The 17492-nt window shown below is 53.1% G+C and carries 15 protein-coding genes and 2 pseudogenes; 10 read left to right on the top strand and 7 right to left on the bottom strand.

The features are described from left to right. Positions 1–651: 651 nt before the first annotated feature. Positions 652–744 (top strand): annotated as a pseudogene (locus tag V9K92_RS22515) (peptidase); the annotation flags it as partial. A 101-nt stretch (positions 745–845) separates the two neighbouring features. Here V9K92_RS22515 and V9K92_RS22510 read toward each other — a convergent pair. From V9K92_RS22510 to V9K92_RS22500, 3 genes and pseudogenes are all read right to left on the bottom strand, one after another. Next, a pseudogene (locus V9K92_RS22510) lies at positions 846–950 on the bottom strand (transposase domain-containing protein); the annotation flags it as partial. A 139-nt stretch (positions 951–1089) separates the two neighbouring features. Further along, complete coding sequence (locus V9K92_RS22505) at positions 1090–3642, bottom strand: M10 family metallopeptidase C-terminal domain-containing protein (RefSeq protein WP_337355025.1); 2553 nt, start codon at positions 3640–3642, stop codon at positions 1090–1092. A gap of 471 nt (positions 3643–4113) precedes the next feature. Further along, positions 4114–4839, bottom strand: coding sequence for a calcium-binding protein (locus V9K92_RS22500; protein WP_337355029.1), 726 nt, complete (start codon positions 4837–4839; stop codon positions 4114–4116). Positions 4840–5603: 764 nt separating this feature from the next. On the opposite strand from V9K92_RS22500, the gene V9K92_RS22495 reads away from it, so the two are divergent. After that, positions 5604–6125: a DUF992 domain-containing protein gene (locus tag V9K92_RS22495; protein ID WP_115053430.1), complete on the top strand. Its 522-nt coding sequence runs from the start codon at positions 5604–5606 to the stop codon at positions 6123–6125. Positions 6126–6297: 172 nt separating this feature from the next. Then, positions 6298–6852 (top strand): DUF922 domain-containing Zn-dependent protease, encoded by a 555-nt coding sequence (locus V9K92_RS22490; RefSeq protein WP_337355028.1) that lies wholly within the window; start codon positions 6298–6300, stop codon positions 6850–6852. A 54-nt stretch (positions 6853–6906) separates the two neighbouring features. Here V9K92_RS22490 and V9K92_RS22485 read toward each other — a convergent pair whose 3' ends face one another. Then, positions 6907–7665 (bottom strand): ABC transporter substrate-binding protein, encoded by a 759-nt coding sequence (locus tag V9K92_RS22485; protein WP_115053432.1) that lies wholly within the window; start codon positions 7663–7665, stop codon positions 6907–6909. A 193-nt stretch (positions 7666–7858) separates the two neighbouring features. Between V9K92_RS22485 and V9K92_RS22480 the strand changes: the two genes are divergently transcribed. Together V9K92_RS22480 and V9K92_RS22475 are read left to right on the top strand one after the other, a co-directional pair. Beyond that, a complete protein-coding gene (locus V9K92_RS22480; protein ID WP_337355024.1) occupies positions 7859–8821 on the top strand; it encodes a DUF930 domain-containing protein in 963 nt (320 codons plus the stop codon). Between the two features lie 28 nt (positions 8822–8849). Further along, positions 8850–9440, top strand: a complete 591-nt coding sequence (locus V9K92_RS22475; protein WP_337355023.1) for a YdeI/OmpD-associated family protein — start codon at positions 8850–8852, stop codon at positions 9438–9440. A 42-nt stretch (positions 9441–9482) separates the two neighbouring features. On the opposite strand, the gene V9K92_RS22470 is transcribed toward V9K92_RS22475, so the two are convergent. Beyond that, positions 9483–9941, bottom strand: coding sequence for a GNAT family N-acetyltransferase (locus tag V9K92_RS22470; RefSeq protein ID WP_337355022.1), 459 nt, complete (start codon positions 9939–9941; stop codon positions 9483–9485). A 157-nt stretch (positions 9942–10098) separates the two neighbouring features. On the opposite strand from V9K92_RS22470, the gene V9K92_RS22465 reads away from it, so the two are divergent. From V9K92_RS22465 to V9K92_RS22450, 4 genes are all read left to right on the top strand, one after another. Continuing rightward, a complete protein-coding gene (locus V9K92_RS22465; RefSeq protein ID WP_336442192.1) occupies positions 10099–10428 on the top strand; it encodes a hypothetical protein in 330 nt (109 codons plus the stop codon). A 127-nt stretch (positions 10429–10555) separates the two neighbouring features. Then, complete coding sequence (locus V9K92_RS22460) at positions 10556–12202, top strand: acetolactate synthase large subunit (RefSeq protein WP_337355021.1); 1647 nt, start codon at positions 10556–10558, stop codon at positions 12200–12202. Positions 12203–12215: 13 nt separating this feature from the next. After that, positions 12216–13595 (top strand): aldehyde dehydrogenase family protein, encoded by a 1380-nt coding sequence (locus V9K92_RS22455; RefSeq protein ID WP_443094488.1) that lies wholly within the window; start codon positions 12216–12218, stop codon positions 13593–13595. A gap of 76 nt (positions 13596–13671) precedes the next feature. Further along, on the top strand, positions 13672–14505 hold the full coding sequence (locus V9K92_RS22450) for a bifunctional allantoicase/(S)-ureidoglycine aminohydrolase (RefSeq protein WP_337355019.1): 834 nt from the start codon (positions 13672–13674) through the stop codon (positions 14503–14505). 36 nt (positions 14506–14541) lie between these two features. On the opposite strand, the gene V9K92_RS22445 is transcribed toward V9K92_RS22450, so the two are convergent. Continuing rightward, positions 14542–15027 (bottom strand): hypothetical protein, encoded by a 486-nt coding sequence (locus V9K92_RS22445; RefSeq protein WP_307275391.1) that lies wholly within the window; start codon positions 15025–15027, stop codon positions 14542–14544. A gap of 157 nt (positions 15028–15184) precedes the next feature. Between V9K92_RS22445 and V9K92_RS22440 the strand changes: the two genes are divergently transcribed. Further along, positions 15185–16027: an aldo/keto reductase gene (locus tag V9K92_RS22440; protein ID WP_336442195.1), complete on the top strand. Its 843-nt coding sequence runs from the start codon at positions 15185–15187 to the stop codon at positions 16025–16027. Positions 16028–16111: 84 nt separating this feature from the next. Here V9K92_RS22440 and V9K92_RS22435 read toward each other — a convergent pair whose 3' ends face one another. Then, on the bottom strand, positions 16112–17476 hold the full coding sequence (locus tag V9K92_RS22435; protein WP_337355018.1) for an MFS transporter: 1365 nt from the start codon (positions 17474–17476) through the stop codon (positions 16112–16114). Between the last annotated feature and the right edge of the window lie 16 nt (positions 17477–17492).

The raw sequence follows: 17492 nt of genomic DNA, 5'->3' as shown, positions 1-17492 counted from the left end.
TTATGGGCACTGATGTCGATCAACCACGCAACCTTGCCAAATCGGTCACAGTGGAATGATCAGCCAGCGCGAAGCAGTTTGCCGACTTAACTATCCATGCTTCGGATAGGGTTCTCACGATTGTATTGCGGACAAGACTATGCTCGTGCAATAAATTTTTCCTTGAAATCGCGATCGTTTCGAAGCGCGTTTTGCCGTAAGGTCTGTGTTGCCTTGCAGAGATTACATCATCTTTCAAATTCGCGTTTCGCTGGTGGCAGGAGTTTCGTCTGCTGGCCTCAAAGTTATAGGTGGTCGCTCAGTGCGGTCACGTCATGTCCACTTTGGAAGAGCGGATATCGAAGCCCAATGAGTGGGAATTTTCTCTTAGACGACATTTAAAAAGTGGGATCGGACCGTCCGCGCCGAATCGAAATCGGGAGACCGAAAGGTGTTTCAGAGTCTGATCTAGGGTCATCAAAACCGGTTCTCGAAATCTGCGACGCATTTGTGCACATTCTCAATGGAAAGCGTGGCTGCTCGCGGGAGACTTACTGCCAAGGTCACCTGGTTGATAAGCAAAACATACCCTAGCGCCTCTGCGGTGGCTACGGCAGGCTGACAATACTTGCAAATCGGTCTCTGCGCGCGGCTTTCCCCTCTATCAATGCCCAGCGCCAGAAAAGCCGGGATTTCGACCACGATGAAATGAGCGGGGGAGGCAATATCCAGCAGCTTATTCTCAAGCGGGTCAACGGACCCTGATCACGCTGGTTTCCGGTGAAAGCCACCCGCTATCCGACACGGGTGGCTTTTGCTTTTCCATAGCAACCGGTGTTTTGCCGTAAGCGACAAGCTGTGGTCGTTTAGGCGACGTAATTCCACGGCATAAGGGCGTCGATTTCGCTGCTGGGCCATCCATTCGCAAGACGCTGGAGTGTTTGGGTAATCCAGGCTTGTGGACTGGCCGCATGAAAGACCAGTACGACAAGCAACTGGACCGTAGTTTCGGGTCACGCATGGCTCGGGCTCAGGGATGGCAGCTTTAGCGAGTGTTGTGTCCGCCGCTGCGGCCCGGTACTTCTCGGCACCGGTTTTTTTATGGTCCGTTCAGATGATCAGGAGGTCAGCGTTTGTCATGGCGAGATCTTTGGACAAGGTCGCGAACTGTACTGAGCCACCCGTTGCCGCGCCATTGTTGTCATAGAACAATCCGCCCGTAGCCGAATTGTAGATGATCCTGTCGCTGGCGTCCGCCGCACCGGCACCGATGTGGAATGCAGCAGCTGCCAAAGCACCGGTTACTAGCGTTGTGAACACCGCATTCTCTAACCAGATCGTGTCAGCAAGAACATTGAAGTCGGTAATCGTGTCACGATTCGCTGCACTGTTTGGTGCTGTACTGAAGTGGAAGGCGTCGCGTCCTTCACCACCGGTCAAAAGATCATTTCCGACGCCGCCACTGATGATATTGGCACCGGAATTTCCGACCAGATAATTGTTCAACGCATTGCCTGTTGCATTAATACTGGCGGAGCCAGTCAGAAGGATATTTTCGATGTTCTGCCCACCAGCGGCGAATGTTATGGAGCTTGAAACAACGTCAGTACCGGCATTGCTCGCCTCGTACACGCGATCGCCGATATTATCGACGTAGTATTTATCGTTTCCGGCACCGCCGTCGAGTGTATCGCTGCCTACTCCGCCGTCGAGAATGTCATTACCTATCCAGCCGTAGATCGTGTCATTCCCGCTCAACCCGTACAGCGCGTTATTGCCGCCATTGCCGTGAAGAAGGTTGTTGAGTGAGTTGCCTGTACCATTAATATTGGTCGATCCAGCCAAGGTTAGGTATTCTACGGCACCGCCGATACGGTATGTATCGGAAAGGCTGAAAGTGTTCGATGAGATCACTCTGTCAACGCCACTTGTGCCGATTTCATTCACGTAATCATTTGCGTTGTCGACATAGTAGGTGTCATTATCAGCACCGCCATGCATTCGATCTGCACCCGCGCCACCATCCAGTACATCGTGGCCTGTCCCACCGCTGAGTGCGTTGCTTCCCGCATTGCCTACCAGAGTGTTGGCCAGCGCATTGCCAGTAGCACTGATATTGGCTGATCCCGTGAGGGTAATGTTTTCAATGAATTGTCCACCTGCCTGGAAGGATACCGAACTGAAAACAGTGTCCACACCAGCAACATTGTTCTCGATCACACGATCGCGGGCATTATCAACGTAATATTTGTCTGATCCGAGGCCACCGATCATTAAATCCGCGCCTTGTCCGCCTGCTAGCGAGTCTGATCTGGCACCGCCATCCAGCACGTTAGCAAGGGCGTTGCCGATCAAACTGTCGGCGCCGGCACCGCCCGTGGCATTTTCGATTTTCGCGTTGAAAGCAACGGAGATATTGTATTTCAAGCCGCCAATGCTGGAGAAAGCGCCTTCATTCAGATTGATTATCTGGCTTTGCTGAAAGCCGGATGCGTTAATTGTATCGATCCCGCCGCCGTCCCAGATGGAAAATGCAGGAGTTTGATTGATAGCAAAATTATAGGTGGACCCGGCGTTGGAGCCAAAGCCATAGATGGTATTGCTGGCTCGGGTCGACATATTGACACCATATAGCTGTTGCACAGCGTAAATGTCATAGAGCATCAGCGTATCAGGATAGCTGTCAAATGAAGCTCCGGTATAGGACTCATCAAAGTAACTCATGACGGTGTACTGATGATCGTCTTGAGCGAAAGCACCATCGGCCTGATACGTAAGTGGCCCGCCATTGACTGCATTATAGTCGCCGGGATGTGCCAATCCAACCGCATGGCCAATCTCGTGCAATATTGTGTAGGCGCTGTAGCTGCCTTCCGGCAGTGAAGTGGTCGAAACATTAAGATTATTCAATCTGATATCGCCGCCATCGGGGTGGGTGTCGGGATAGTATGCATAAGCGCCTGACGGGTCGCGCGCGTCCGAGTATGCGGAAACCAAGATATTTGCATTGTCCGTTATGCCACCGGGGCTGACCTGCTGGAAGGTAATATTGGCGACGTCCGAATATTTTGCGAGATTTGCCTTAACGGACTCTACTTGCGCAGCGGACAATTGGATGAATGGCGTATATAAACCTTGACTGTTCACGCTATCGTCAAAGGTTTTGCGGACACCCCAAGTAACGGTTACGGGCTCAGTAGCAGTCGATGGAATCCAGGACGTATTCTCCCAAGTCAGGGCGCCCGTTGCCATTTTTTGATCAAAGAAGGCCTTGTTTCCCAAGGCTGCGGAAATTCCATACTGACCAGTGTTTAAATCGTTAATTAAACCAGCATCGAGATAGTAAGCGCCTGATGTTTGCGCGGTAAAAGTTATCGTTGAATTGTAACCTGGTCCACGATCATCGTCGAAAGCGATTTGCCTGCCTGCATAATCGCGTAACGACAGATAAGAATTTGCAACATCAGTATAAGTATTGTGTGGATCAGAAGTGCGGGTGCCCACCATCGCAAAGGTGTAGGTTTTTCCGGCTAAAAGGTCGACCCGGAACCAATCATGATCGCCCTCATAGGAGAGTTGGCCTTGAACAGCCTGACCCATGCCAAGGGAGTATGTCGTCGAAGTACTTGCGGCTGCATCGGCTGTCTCAGTATAACTAGGCATTTATATCTCTCTGACACGCTTAGCTTAAAGTAGTTTTGTGTTAGCTACATTACTCCGTTTGTTTCAGCAATTGAAATAAAGGACACCGCCAAAAAGATGTTTGAAAAATTTGCCGGGTTGAATTGCGTACGAGTGCCAAACGCTCTGGCTTACGCTGGCGTCAGCCGCGAGAATTTCTGATAGCTGAATGTAAGCGTCAGGCTTATGGTAGACTATTTCAATGTTGTGACCAATCGCGCAGATACCAAAGTTGTCGAAAAAGCAAAAAAGCGGGCGTTAGAGTCATTGCTCCGTGCTCAGCCGTTCAAACTGCCGCCGGAAGAATACGAGTACTAGAAAAACGTCACGCTTACATTCTATCCGGGATAACCAGGATTGCCTGTCCGCCGCGTGCCTTAGATCGCTATTCAGTAAATCAGCGCCGCTCTGTCCTTCGGGATGGAGCGACGCTTTTTTGCATTTAACAGTATGTCAGATCACTAGGAAATCCGCATTGGTCAGGGCAAGACCCTTGGTCAAGTTGGCAAACTGAACTGCTCCACCCGAACCGGAGCCATCGGCATCATAATACAATGCACCAGTAGATGAGTTATAGACAATGCGGTCGTTCGCATCCGCTGCTGCTGCACCGATGTGGAAAGCACCAGCTGCAAGTGCGCCATTGGCACCGAGCGCTGCGAATGCTGCATTGTCCATCCAGATCGTATCAGCCACGACGTTGAAGTCGGTGATCGTATCGCGATTGGTACTGCCATTTGTCACTGTGTTGAACATGAAAGCGTCCCGGCCTTCACCACCGGTCAGTGTGTCATTACCCGCACCGCCGCTGATAATATTCGCACCAGTATTCCCAACCAGATAGTTGTTCAATGCATTGCCTGTCGCATTGATACTGGCGGAGCCAGTCAGAAGGATATTTTCGATGTGCTGCCCACCAAGGGCGAATGATATGGTAGTCGAAACGACATCAACGCCGATGACGTTGTCTTCAAGTACGCGGTCGCCAATATTGTCAACGTAGTATTTATCGTTTCCAAATCCACCGTAGAGCCTATCCGAGCCGACCCCACCAATTAGTGTATCGAAGCCGTTGTCGCCGCTTAAATAATCGTCGCCCAACCCACCGCTTAGTATGTCATTGCCATTCGCTCCAAAGAGCGAATTAGTCACGTCATTACCGGTTATAATATTGTCCAGATCGTTACCTTCGCCACGGATGGCCGTGCCTGTCAGCGTAAGGCTGCGCTGATAAGGGCGATCGGCATTGAAGCGATCTATCGCCGCCCCAACACTAAGAGCGGTGGACGTTCATCTTAGCCGGTTGAGAAAAGCTTTGAAAACCGGTCTAGGCCGGCGTTGTCCAATAAAAGCGGTGGGCTCATGCGGATACCTCCTTGAGATATCAACCGTTCCTTGACGACATATCGGGGCTTTTTCCGAACAGCGAATTTAGCTTTATTGACCTGCTTGGACTTTTCGGAGGTCCATAAGCCATACTACGGTATGGTGTTGGCCAGGAGGCTTTGATAAGGTCAGACGCGGCCTGATAACTTGCCCATGGAAAGCGGCTGCTCGTAGGATTGAATGTAGGGTTGCTGAAGGTTCCTGATTGAAAAGCAAAACGGCTCGCAGCGGCTCTGCAATCCGCCTAAAGCGCTGCCGGGCTTTTCGCAGGACGTTGCAGTCAAGTCTCGTTGACGAAAAATCGGACCCCGCTGCACAGAATGCCTTTAAAATGTCCTAATGGCCGTTGAACTGTGGGCCGTCTGTTATCGCGCCTTCACGTATGGATACGTCTCGTTGCAACCTTTCCGGACTGGAATCGTTGGACCAACGTTCTATCGCCGAGTTTGCGGACGGGACAATCCGGCATGGTGTGCCGGTCAGGATTTAGAGCAACTCCGGAAAAGCGTGCAGCGGTTTTCCGGAATTGCGCGAAATAAATAAGTAAGGAGAGAAGCATGAACAAGACTCTTACAATGGCGCTTGCCGTAGGGTCGCTGGCAATAGCCGGAACAACAATCGCCAAAGCGGCCGATATGCAATTGCCAACATATGAAGAGCAAGATGTGCGCAATGGCGTAAAGATCGGCTATCTCGATTGCTCAATCGGCGGCGGCGTCGGTTATGTGCTTGGTTCAGCCAAGGAAGTTGAGTGTTCGTTCCGGTCCACAATGGGCGGAGAGCGTATCGACAATTACTCGGGCGCCATCAAGAAGCTGGGTGTTGACCTTGGTTTTACCACCCGCAGCCGTCTGATTTGGGCAGTGTTTGCACCAACTGCAGGCTATCATCACGGTTCTTTGAGCGGCCTGTATCGCGGTGCGACTGCTGAAGCCACGGTCGGTGCCGGTATTGGTACGAATGTCCTGTTTGGCGGGACATCGGGTTCCATTCATCTTCAGGCAGTAAGCGTGACCGGCCAACTCGGTCTCAATGTCGCAGCTACCGGAACATCAATGACGCTGACATCTGTCAACTAATTGCATCTGCCCCGTCCGCAAAGGTGGGCGGGGCACACATTCGGCACTGGTCGAATCGTTACAACTGTGAACATGTTCGAGCTCGTTGCGGGACATCGTTTGCAGCATCAGCGAGGCCAGATTGAAACGACCTATCTCATTTTCTTTCTTGCTGTCATGTCTCCTGGGTTTGATGCCGGGAACGGCAGCGGCTGAATGGACCGCAACCGAAACTGTCCAGCCCTATGCAATCGCGGGAAAGTCCGGCGCATCGCTCTATGCCTCCATCGGCGAGAGAGGCCCGCAACTGGGCGGCAGAGTCCGCACCATTGCGCATACCAATTTCAAGCTGACATGGACCAGGAAATATGAGCGGCAGGCTGACAATGCTTGCAAACTCGTCTCGGCCCGGCCCAAGCTGATAATCACCTATACGCTACCAAAGCCTTCAGATCGCTTGCCGGATGCGGTGGAAAAAAGCTGGAACGCATTCATCACGGGCGTCAAAAATCATGAACTCGTGCATGGCGAGCAGATCAAGGAAATGGTGCGCGCGATAGAGGCATCGACAATTGGCCTGTCCGTTCCCGACGACCCTGATTGCCAAAAAATCCGGTTGGAAATGCAGCCTCGGCTCTCCGCTCTTTCAATAGCCCAGCGCCAGAAAAGCCGCGATTTCGACCGTGATGAAATGAGTGATGGAGGCAATATCCAGCAGCTTATTCTCAAGCTGGTCAACGGACCCTGATCCCGCTGACTGGGGGAAAGAGCCACCCGCTTTCGGGCGGATGGCTCTTGTCTTTTAGTAAATGTCGAAGGGGAAATATTTGGCAACTATTTTCTTATGCGTTCCGTTTGCCACGATGGCATCGATCGCCTTGTTGAATTTCTCCCTCAGCGCGTCGTCGCCCTTGCGGATACCGATGCCTGCTTCGGTCTCGGTTCCGGGAACGTCACCCAGCATCTTGCAGCAATCTTTTCCGGCATTATTGAGCCAATCCACGACAACGAATTTGTCTGAGATCAGCGCATCGATACGACCATTTGTCATATCTGCTGCCGCCTCATCCTGCGTGGGATAGAGCTTCACATCCACACCGGCCTTGCCGTAAACATCAGTGGCGTAGATCGCCTGGGTCGTACCAGCCTGTGCGCCAACGGTCTTGTCTTTCAGGTCGGCGATAGCGACGCCCGCCAGGGTGCTGTCGTTTGGAACGGCAACGGCCAGCGGTGTGGTGTAATATTTGTTGGTGAAATCGATCTGTTTTTTACGGTCTTCCGTAATGCTCATTGATGCGATGATGGCATCATATTTTTTAGCCATTAGCCCCGGAATAATGCCGTCCCAATCCTGCGCAACGATTGTGCATTTTGCTTTCATTTCTTCGCACAGCGCATTCGCCATATCGACATCCAGCCCTGCCAGCGTGCCGTCCGCGTTCAAAGTATTGAACGGTGGGTAGGCGCCTTCGGTAGCTATGCGTATGGTGGCTTCTTGAGCGCCTGCAGCCGACGTTAATGCCACGATGACAGCGGCACTGAATAAAAGCAGTTTCTTCATGTTCCATCCTCTGATTTGGCGAAGGTTCAACTCCGCAAGATCAAAGTAATGCAATCACAACGATTAGAAAGCGCTTTCTGCAATTTGCACCTAAAATCGAAAACCGCTTTGATCCCTTGTTATAAATCAAGCGAGAAGGTAAATCCGAAGCTTGGTAGCAAGTGCTTATGCGGTTTGCGAAATCTGTTTTGGCATGTCCAATTCGCCCAAACAGCCCGATGAGTTGAAAGCTGACCGCAAATATGGGTTTGTCCGTGTGATCGCTTATCTTTCAGGCATGTTCGAATATGCTGCAAAACCCTGGAAAAGACTAAGTTTCGGGCTGCCGTTCTCACTCGCCCTGCATCTATTGATAGGTTTGTTGCTATGGACCGGGCTTTCATTTGAAATAATGCCGGCACCAAAGGAAACGATTGATGTTAAGCTCGTTCCGCCGCCTTCTCCAGCCCCTTCACCTGAACCGGCAGAAAAAACGCAGCCCAAGCCCCAGCCAGCGCCTGCGCCGCCACCCGCAGCAGGCAGTCCTGCATTCGCGGCTGCCACTGCAAAAACCGAGCAGAGGACAGAAGAAAAAGAATTGCCACCGGTGACTGCTCCAGAGACATCGCAATCAGACAAGACCGAGGAAAAGCCGGAGCTGGAAAAACCCGCAGAAACGGAAAAGGCGCAGGAGCAGGAAAAAACACCAGACGGGATGAAACCCGCGTCTGAGGCCAAGCCGCAACCGGAACCGAAAAAGGCCGCTGCCGAGCCTGCAAAACCCAAGGCAAAAGAGACGGCAAATCCCACTCCCGCCAAGGAGCTTTTCTCGCAAGAGTCGCTCTCGAGCTTTCGGGTGAGGCAATCGGCGCGTAAAATGTCGGCCAGAGATCGTATCAAGCAGCTCTGCACAATCGAGGCTTTGGAGCAGCTGCGACGCCAAAGGCCTGGCTCTTTCCCGGATCTGCTTGTGCCATTCGGTCGCTCAGGCGGGCGAATTTCGGAATACGCATTGGATGCGAGCGGGGGTGCATTTCGCAGCAGGGGAGATTGGTACAACATCAACTTCCAGTGCACGGTTGACAATAGCAGGAGCAAGGTTGTCTCGTTCAGCTTTGCGGTTGGAGGCAGTATTCCCAGAAGCGAGTGGAATGGCCGAGGGCTGCTGATAGATTAGTGAAGTGAAATTGTTTGAGAGGCGCAGCATGACAAAAAGTAAGAACCCAAAGGTCGACGCTGTTTTGAACAGGGAGACAAATTGGCAAGAGGAGTTCGCGGAGCTTAGGTCCATTGCATTGGAATGCGAACTGACCGAAGAGCTGAAATGGGGTGTTCCATGCTATACGTTTCAAAACAGCAATATCGTTCTTATTCATGGCTTTAAGGCCTATTGCGCCATGCTGTTTATCCAAGGCGCCCTGTTGAAAGACGACAAGAATATTCTGATCCGGCAAACTGAAAATGTGCAGTCCGCGCGCCAGGTCCGGTTTACCAGCCTGTCGGAAATAACGGGGATGAGAGCCGTCCTCAAAGATTATATTCAGGAGGCCATTGAGATCCAGAAGGCGGGTTTGAAGGTCGATTTTAAAAAGACGAAAGAGTTCGCTGTTCCTGAAGAATTCCAGATCAAACTCGATAATATGCCTGCCTTGAAAACGGCTTTTGAGGAGCTGACACCGGGGAGACAGAGAGGATATCTTCTCCATTTCTCATCGGCAAAACAATCCAAAACCCGCGAGGCCAGGATTGAAAAGGCAATGCCAAAAATTCTTGAGGGCAAAGGTTTGGACGATTAAAGCAATTCCAGGAAAACGTAGCAACTTATCCGGAATGGATCGTCAAAGCGAAAGCTTGAAACCTTCATGTGTTGGCGCGAATCCAAGCGAGCTATAGAATCTCAGCGCATCCGGCCGCGTTTTATCTGATGTCAATTGAACGAGCCCGCATCCGCGCTCTCTGAAATTTTCAATTGCCCATTCGATCATGCGGTGACCGATGCCTCGACCCCGATGGCTTGGCGCGATTCTCACGCTTTCGATCTGGCCGCGCCACATCCCGCTGCGTGAAAGTCCAGGTATATAGGAAAGCTGCATGCAGCCGATGATTTGGTCATCTTCTACCACGGCAACCAAAAGTTGGTTCTGGTCTTCTTCGATAGCCTTTAAAGCCTGAATATAGCAATCAGCTATGGGGTCCGATACCGTTTCACGACTTTGTCCGAGTTCGTCGTCGGCCAGCAGAAGAATCAAGGTGCGTAAGTCCGTTTGCACCGCTTTGCGAAATATGAGTGCTGGCATGGAAACATCTCCAGTTTATCAGTTAAGTCGGCCAGGATTCCGCCAAATTGGTGCTTCCTCACAACTAGTTGCAATTGATTGCTTCAGCGGAAGCCTCATAAATCATTGACTTCAGCTTCTCATACAGAAGGCGCATTCGCTCCGAAAGCCAATTGTCATGTCGACATACCAAACCGGACCATGGACTGAAAAAGAAATGTCCATTGTCCGCAAGTTCTATCCAAACTATGCCAGACTTGCAGAAATGCTGCCCGCGCGCAGCCCTGCGGCCATTCGCGGGCAATGTCGCAGGCTTAATCTTTCGCCCAGCAAACACAATTGGACAATGCAGGAAATCATCCGTCTGTCCGATCTGTTTCCGCGTTTGTCATGGATGGAGCTGCGCCGCGAATTTCCGTTTGCGACCGAGAAAATGTTGCAAAGCATGGCGAACAAACACGGCATTCACCGCCGTGGCCAAAAACAGCTCATTGGTGGCCGGGCTTAACGCCTGAGATCACTATTGGTTGATGAACCGTTTGGGTGGACAGGCAGGGAAAACGGCTTATCTTGCACATAGTCGCAACTTTCGAGGGTCCCCTCGATAGCTCCAGTCAACAGCCGAGCATAAATCCATGACAAAAGGTTCCGATCTACTTGTTGCAGCGCTTGAGAACGAAGGCGTTGACCGTATCTTTGGCATACCGGGTGAAGAGAACCTTGATGTTGTCGAGTCAATTCGAAAATCTTCCATCCAGCTAGTTCTGACTAGGCACGAGCAGGCGGCGGCATTCATGGCGGCGACCTATGGGCGCTTGACGGGCAAGCCGGGCGTCTGCCTGACGACATTGGGCCCGGGTGCGTTGAATCTTTCGACAGGGGCGGCCTATGCGCTGCTCGGCGCAATGCCCATGATCATGATCACCGGCCAAAAGGGAATATTGTCTTCCAGGCAGGCGCGGTTTCAGGTGGTTGATGTGGTGGCGTCAATGAAGCCCTTGACCAAGCTGTCGCGGCAAATCGTGTCTCCGCAGATGATTCCAACCACTGTGCGCGAGGCTTTCAGGATTGCGCAGGAGGAGCGGCCGGGGCCAGTGCATCTGGAACTGCCGGAAGATATTGCGGCGGAGGAGTGTCAGCCGGTTCCGCTGATTGCGCCCCATGCGGTCGAACTGCCAACAGCCAGCGATTTGTCTCTTGAACGCGCTGCCTCGATCATCATGGCGGCGAAGCGTCCTTTGTTGATGTTCGGCGCGGCCGCATCGCGTCCCCGGTCCACGTCAGACATTGCGCAATTCGTGCTTCGTACCCAAATTCCGTTTTTCACAACGCAGATGGGAAAGGGCACGGTTCCCGGCGGCACTGAATTATACATGGGAACGGCGGCGCTCTCAGAGCGCGATTATGTGCATGAGGCTATCGAGCAGGCCGATCTGATCGTTACCATTGGGCATGATACGATTGAAAAGCCGCCTTTCATCATGGGGGCGGAGGGCCCGAATGTCGTCCATGTGGGATATCTGCCAGCAACAGTTGAGCAAGTCTATTTCCCGCAATCGGAAGTCATTGGTGATATTGGTCCATCGCTCAAAGCATTGGCGGATCGCATCGAAGGAAAACTCCCCAATGCCCAGGCCCTGCTGCATTTGAGGGAGGGCATTTTAAGCCGGATTGCGGCACGCGCCACCGAGGACCGGTTTACCCCGCAACGGCTTGTCCATGATATTCGCGAAGCGATGCCGCATGACGGGATCCTCGCGCTCGACAATGGTATGTACAAGATCTGGTTTGCAAGAAATTACCGAACCAGAATGGCCAATACGCTGCTTCTCGATAATGCCTTGGCGACAATGGGTGCCGGATTGCCCTCGGCCATGACGGCAGCAATGCTTTATCCCGAACGCCGCGTCATGGCTGTTTGCGGGGATGGCGGATTCATGATGAACAGCCAGGAGCTTGAAACTGCAGTTCGCATGAAGCTCAATCTCGTTGTGCTCGTCATTGAGGACGGCGCTTATGGGATGATACGCTGGAAACAGGCTGTGGATGAATTTCCAGATTTCGGAATGACGTTTGGCAATCCGGACTTTGTTAAATATGCGCAGTCATATGGAGCCCAGGGAACGCGGGTCACGGAAATCGCGCAGTTCAAACAGGTGATAGCGACGGCTTTTGCTGAAGGTGGCGTGCATCTGGTCAATGTGCCGATCGATTATTCGGAAAACGAGCGTGTTCTGGTGAAAGAGTTGCGTGAGCGGCTTCCAGCAATATTGGAGTCATGAAGTGACGCTTGCAATGAAAGTATATCAGGCGTTTGACCGCGCAATCATTCAGGAGATTCCAACCGACGACGGCAAGGCCCTGGAGCACAAGTTGCAGATGGCTGCGCAAGCTTTTGCTGACAAGGCCGGTTGGCTGTCAACCCATGAGCGGATGGCTGTTTTGCGCAAAACTTCGGCGCTGCTTGAGGCAAATCGTGACCGTTTTGCCCTAATGATCGCCCGTGAGGGCGGCAAGCCATTGCCGGACGCCATCATTGAAGTGACACGGGCAATTGATGGCATTCTCAATGCAGCAGATGAATTGCGCAATTTCGGCGGCAAGGAAATCCCAATGGGGCTTACTGCCGCGAGTGCCAATAGATGGGCGTTCACAACCAAGGAGCCAATCGGCGTGGTTGCGGCTATATCGGCTTTCAACCATCCGCTTAATCTGATCGTTCACCAGATTGCACCGGCGATTGCTGTTGGTTGCCCGGTCATCATCAAGCCCGCTTCCACGACGCCGATCTCCTGTATCGAACTGGTCAAGCTTTTCCGGGAAGCCGGGCTCGACGAACAGTGGTGCCAGACCTTCCTTACAGAAGATAATGCGCTGGCAGAGCAATTGGCGATAGACCCACGCATTGCTTTCCTGAGTTTCATTGGCTCGGCCAAGATCGGCTGGTATCTGAAAAGCAAGCTGCCGTCTGGCACGCGTTGTGCACTCGAACATGGCGGTGCCGCGCCCGTTATTATTGACCGCGGTGTGGACGTGGACAGGGTCGCCGCCAGCGTTGTCAAAGGCGGCTATTACCATGCCGGGCAGGTCTGCGTTTCGTCGCAGCGGCTATTTGTGCATGAAAACATATTGGCCAGTTTTACCGAGGCTTTCGCTGCCAAAGTTACCGCTTTGCGTGTGGGTGATCCTGTTCTGAAGGATACGGAAGTCGGCCCATTGATTTTGCCCAAGGAGGCAGATCGCGTGGAAGCCTGGATCAAGGAAGCGACGGAGCAGGGGGCAACACAAATCGGTGGCGGACGTCTGTCTGAAACAACTTTGCGCCCGTCCATTCTTCTTAATCCAGGCGCCGAAACAAAAGTATCCAGGCTCGAAGTATTCGGACCTTTGACATGCGTCTACGGATATAGTGATCTTGATGCAGCCATCAATATCGCCAATTCACTGCCTTTTGCCTTTCAGGCAAGCGTCTTCGCATCAGATATAGCAGTTGCGTTGAAAGCTGCCAGACATCTTGATGCATCCGCTGTCCTTGTTAACGACCATACGGCATTCCGGACCGATTGGATGCCTTTCACCGGCCGTCGTCAGTCAGGCTATGGTGTTGGCGGCATACCTTGGACGATGGAAGAAATGGCGGACGACAAAATGATTGTGTTCAACCATGTAAGCTAAGGACCTTCGCGCTTGACATGCGAAGTCCTGTGGCAAAATTGAGCACAAAGTTTCTTACCAGACTCAGGAGTCCACCATGTCCCAAAATCCATATTATGCGCCACAAGGCGGGCATCCTGCGCAAAGCCAGCTTCTCACGGGGCGTGCCGTGTTCACCACGGCCTATGCGGTGCTCCCGAAAGGGGTCATGCAGGATATTGTTACAAGCTATCTGCCATTTTGGGAAAAAACGCGCTGCTGGATCATCGCCAGGCCGCTATCCGGTTTTGCGGAAACTTTTTCACAATACATAATGGAAGTGGCGCCGGGGGGTGGCAGCACGCGTCCCGAAATCGATCCGCAAGCCGAAGGCGTTCTCTTTGTCGTGGAGGGGGAATTGCAGCTTACAATTGCGGGCAAGGAGCACATCCTGCAGCCCGGCGGCTATGCCTTCATTCCACCTTCGACAAATTGGCAGGCGTTGAACATATCCAACGCGCATGTTCGGTTCCATTGGGTGCGCAAAGCCTATGAAACGGTAGATGGCATTGAAACACCACCGCCGCTCGTTCTGAATGAAAATGACATAGCCCCGACTGTCATGCCCGACACTGGCGGACGATGGGCCACGACGCGCTTCGTCGATCCTTCGGACATGCGTCACGACATGCATGTCACTATCGTCACGTTGCAACCGGGAGCTGTCATTCCCTTTGCCGAGACGCATGTCATGGAACACGGGCTTTACGTCCTCCAAGGCAAGGCGGTTTATCGCCTCAATCAGGATTGGGTGGAGGTCGAGGCTGGCGATTTCATGTGGCTGCGGGCCTTCTGCCCGCAAGCTTGCTACGCGGGTGGTCCGGAGCCGTTTCGCTATCTGCTTTATAAGGACGTCAACAGACATATGAAGCTTGGTGGCTCAAGGCTCTGATTTTCAACAGAGCCTCAAGCATTGTCCTGAAGAGACCTAGTTCCGGTCGGACGTTCCCGGCATACGCGGCAAAATGGGCCTTGTTCCGCCCACACCCTGCCGTTCCTGGATAGATTTTTCGGCATCAGAAGACAGGCTGCGCTCTTTTGTACGCTCCCGGCGATCCGGTCTGCTTGGCTCGGGCCGATCTGGTCGCTCTACGACTGGCGGGCGTGGCCTTGGATTATTATTGTCGTTCCAATCTGGCCGATCAGGTCTGTCGCCTCGGTGGGGGCGATCGCCTCTGTCGTCCCAGTCCCTTCGGGGGCGATCTCTCCAGTCGCGATCGCGCCTGCTTTCACGCCAATATCTGTCACGGCGGTCATAGCGGTCCCTGCCGTAATATCCATTGTCCGGATAGCTGGAGATATAACCTCCTGATCCGCCATAATAGCCATCGCCGCCATCATCGGCGACGCAGCCGGACAGGACAATGCCGGACAGCCCAATAAGTGTAACGACCGTGAGAGATTTTATGAACATCGCAGTTCCTCCATGCTCATGAACTGGTAGCGCGCAGGAATGTTCCGCGCGGTGCCCCCGAATTTATCTCTATGGCCTTATTCGTTTCAGCTCAAGAACTCCTCGACCTGTATACAGGGTTTGCGACAAATTCATTAATATGTTGAAATGACGCGTCATGGCTGAAATACCGACCATAAAACTCCCCTCCGGATACAATGTCCCGATACTTGGGCAAGGTACTTGGTATATGGGGGATGACGCCCGAAAACGTAGCGCTGAAGCTGATGCGTTGAAGCTCGGGATTGATCTTGGAATGAGCCTGATCGACACGGCAGAAATGTACGCAGGCGGCGGCGCGGAAGAAGTTGTGGCACAGGCCATAAAGGGCCAGCGCGACAAGGTCTTCGTCGTTAGCAAGGTTCTTCCATCCAATGCGTCAAGAAAAGGTACTATCACCGCTTGCGAGCAAAGTTTGCACCGGTTGCAGACGGCGTTCATCGATCTCTACCTTCTGCATTGGCGAGGGGGATATGCGTTAGAGGAGACTGTTGCCGCTTTTGAAACCTTGATGGAATCCGGCAAAATCCGCAGTTGGGGCGTAAGCAATTTTGACGTGGACGATATGGAGGAGCTGGAGGCGATTGCGGGCGGCACCGCCGTTTCGGTAAATCAGATTCTTTTCAATTTGAAACGGCGTGGCCCCGAGGTTGGATTAATGCCGTGGTGTCAATCGCGAAATATTCCGATCATGGCGTATTCACCGATCGAGCAGGGAAGATTGCTGAGCCATCCTGCCCTGACGGGAATAGCGCGCGAGTTGGAGACAACTGCGGCTGTTGTTGCGCTGGCATGGGTCCTGAACCAGGATGGCGTCATCGCCATTCCAAAGTCCAGCAACCCGGACCATATTCGCAGCAACAGAAAAGCCGCGGATATCACGTTAACGCCCGCGCAGCTGGAAACTTTGGATCAAGCGTTCAAACGACCCAATCGAAAACAACCACTGGACATGCTGTAATTGCAAAATCAGTAGAGGGCGTACCCCATGCCCTGAATGATGACGTCCCAAGACTTCCTTAGCGTGTAAATGCTTGTGTTCGTCTCAAGTCTCCCGGCTGAGACAGAAGAGCGAGAGTGCGGCACCGAGAAACAGCAGCACCACGGCGACCATGAGCGAGAGATGCATACCTTGTATGAACGCGACTGGTGCGGTGTCCCGCACCAGATAACCGCACGTCGCAACGCCGAGCATGCCGCCCATCTGCCGCGCCGTGTTGAGAACGCCCGATGCAATCCCGGCCCGTGACTGATCGACAGATGAGAGAGTGACGTTGGTAATCGTCGGAACAACCAGTGCGATGCCGCTCGCCGCCATCAACATTGGTGCCACCAACTGCCAGTAAGAGCCTTCGACGCTGATTGGAAGCAGGAGAAGATACCCGGCCGCCGCCAGAACAAGACCGAACACTATCAGCCTGCGCGCGCCGAGGCGGGTGATCAACCGGCTTGCTATAATGTTTGTGACCATCAGAATGACGGTCATTGGCAGGAACGCCATGCCTGTTTCCTGAGCTGAAAGATGCTGCTCCAGCTGGAAAAACAGGCTGAAGACGAAGATCAGGCCGTAATAAGCGAAGTTGATGATGACGCCGGTGACCGCCGCGATTGTGAATGCGGAATTAGAGAATAATGACAGCGGCAGCATCGGTGCGCGGCTTCGAACCTCGATCAGAATGAAGCCGATGGCGGAAAGAACGGTTACGAGCATGGCCACAATAATCCGCGGATGTGTCCAGCCCAATTGCCCCGCATCCGTCAGCGTCGTTGCCAGCGCTACAAGCGCAAGGATAGCCGCCGCCTGCCCAGGCAGATCAAGTGAGCGGTGGTCATTTCTGGGACTTGGCTTCGAGTAGCCGAGGGTCAAGGCCAGACCAATCAGTCCGATCGGAATATTGATCAGGAAAATGCCGCGCCAGCCAACTTGCGTTACCAGAAAGCCACCGACCACGGGTCCGGCCGCCAGTGCGATGCCTCCCGCTGCCCCCCACCAGCCGACAGCCCGGCTGCGCTCTTCCTTGCCCGGGAATGCCTGGCTGAGCAGCGCCAACGAATTTGGAACCAACAACGCCGCGCCGATGCCTTGTGCAAGCCGTGCTGCAACAAGTGCCGTTAACGTTTGCGCTACGCCGCAGCCAAGGGAGGCGAGGGTGAAAAGAATGAGACCCGCTATGAAGACAGCGTGCGCACCAAAGCGGTCGCCCAATGCGCCCGCCATGAGCAGCAGCGCCGCGAAGATGAGTGTATAGGCGTTTACCACCCATTGGAGCCCAGCCACATTGGTGGAGAAGCTCATGCGCAAAGCATCGAGTGCGACATTCACAACGCTGACGTCCAGAAGCACGATCACGAAGCCGAGAGAAGCGGCGATGAGCGTGATACGCGGATAAACGGGGTGAGAAGCGGACATGGAGACAATCCTGCAA

It is taken from the genome of Phyllobacterium sp. CCNWLW109 (assembly GCF_037203905.1).
Lineage (GTDB): Bacteria > Pseudomonadota > Alphaproteobacteria > Rhizobiales > Rhizobiaceae > Phyllobacterium > Phyllobacterium ifriqiyense.
The sequence above is the reverse complement of the archived record's forward strand: the minus strand, read 5'-3'. Positions and strand labels throughout refer to the sequence as shown.

Excerpts from the sequence above, each read along its gene's own strand:
- V9K92_RS22460 (WP_337355021.1), top strand. The coding sequence starts at position 10,556 with ATGACAAAAGGTTCCGATCTACTTGTTGCAGCGCTTGAGAACGAAGGC.
- V9K92_RS22455 (WP_443094488.1), top strand. The coding sequence starts at position 12,216 with ATGAAAGTATATCAGGCGTTTGACCGCGCAATCATTCAGGAGATTCCA.
- V9K92_RS22495 (WP_115053430.1), top strand. The coding sequence starts at position 5,604 with ATGAACAAGACTCTTACAATGGCGCTTGCCGTAGGGTCGCTGGCAATA.
- V9K92_RS22445 (WP_307275391.1), bottom strand. The coding sequence starts at position 15,027 with ATGTTCATAAAATCTCTCACGGTCGTTACACTTATTGGGCTGTCCGGC.
- V9K92_RS22485 (WP_115053432.1), bottom strand. The coding sequence starts at position 7,665 with ATGAAGAAACTGCTTTTATTCAGTGCCGCTGTCATCGTGGCATTAACG.
- V9K92_RS22475 (WP_337355023.1), top strand. The coding sequence starts at position 8,850 with ATGACAAAAAGTAAGAACCCAAAGGTCGACGCTGTTTTGAACAGGGAG.
- V9K92_RS22470 (WP_337355022.1), bottom strand. The coding sequence starts at position 9,941 with ATGCCAGCACTCATATTTCGCAAAGCGGTGCAAACGGACTTACGCACC.
- V9K92_RS22480 (WP_337355024.1), top strand. The coding sequence starts at position 7,859 with ATGTCCAATTCGCCCAAACAGCCCGATGAGTTGAAAGCTGACCGCAAA.
- V9K92_RS22505 (WP_337355025.1), bottom strand. The coding sequence starts at position 3,642 with ATGCCTAGTTATACTGAGACAGCCGATGCAGCCGCAAGTACTTCGACG.
- V9K92_RS22440 (WP_336442195.1), top strand. The coding sequence starts at position 15,185 with ATGGCTGAAATACCGACCATAAAACTCCCCTCCGGATACAATGTCCCG.
- V9K92_RS22450 (WP_337355019.1), top strand. The coding sequence starts at position 13,672 with ATGTCCCAAAATCCATATTATGCGCCACAAGGCGGGCATCCTGCGCAA.
- V9K92_RS22490 (WP_337355028.1), top strand. The coding sequence starts at position 6,298 with ATGCCGGGAACGGCAGCGGCTGAATGGACCGCAACCGAAACTGTCCAG.
- V9K92_RS22435 (WP_337355018.1), bottom strand. The coding sequence starts at position 17,476 with ATGTCCGCTTCTCACCCCGTTTATCCGCGTATCACGCTCATCGCCGCT.
- V9K92_RS22465 (WP_336442192.1), top strand. The coding sequence starts at position 10,099 with ATGTCGACATACCAAACCGGACCATGGACTGAAAAAGAAATGTCCATT.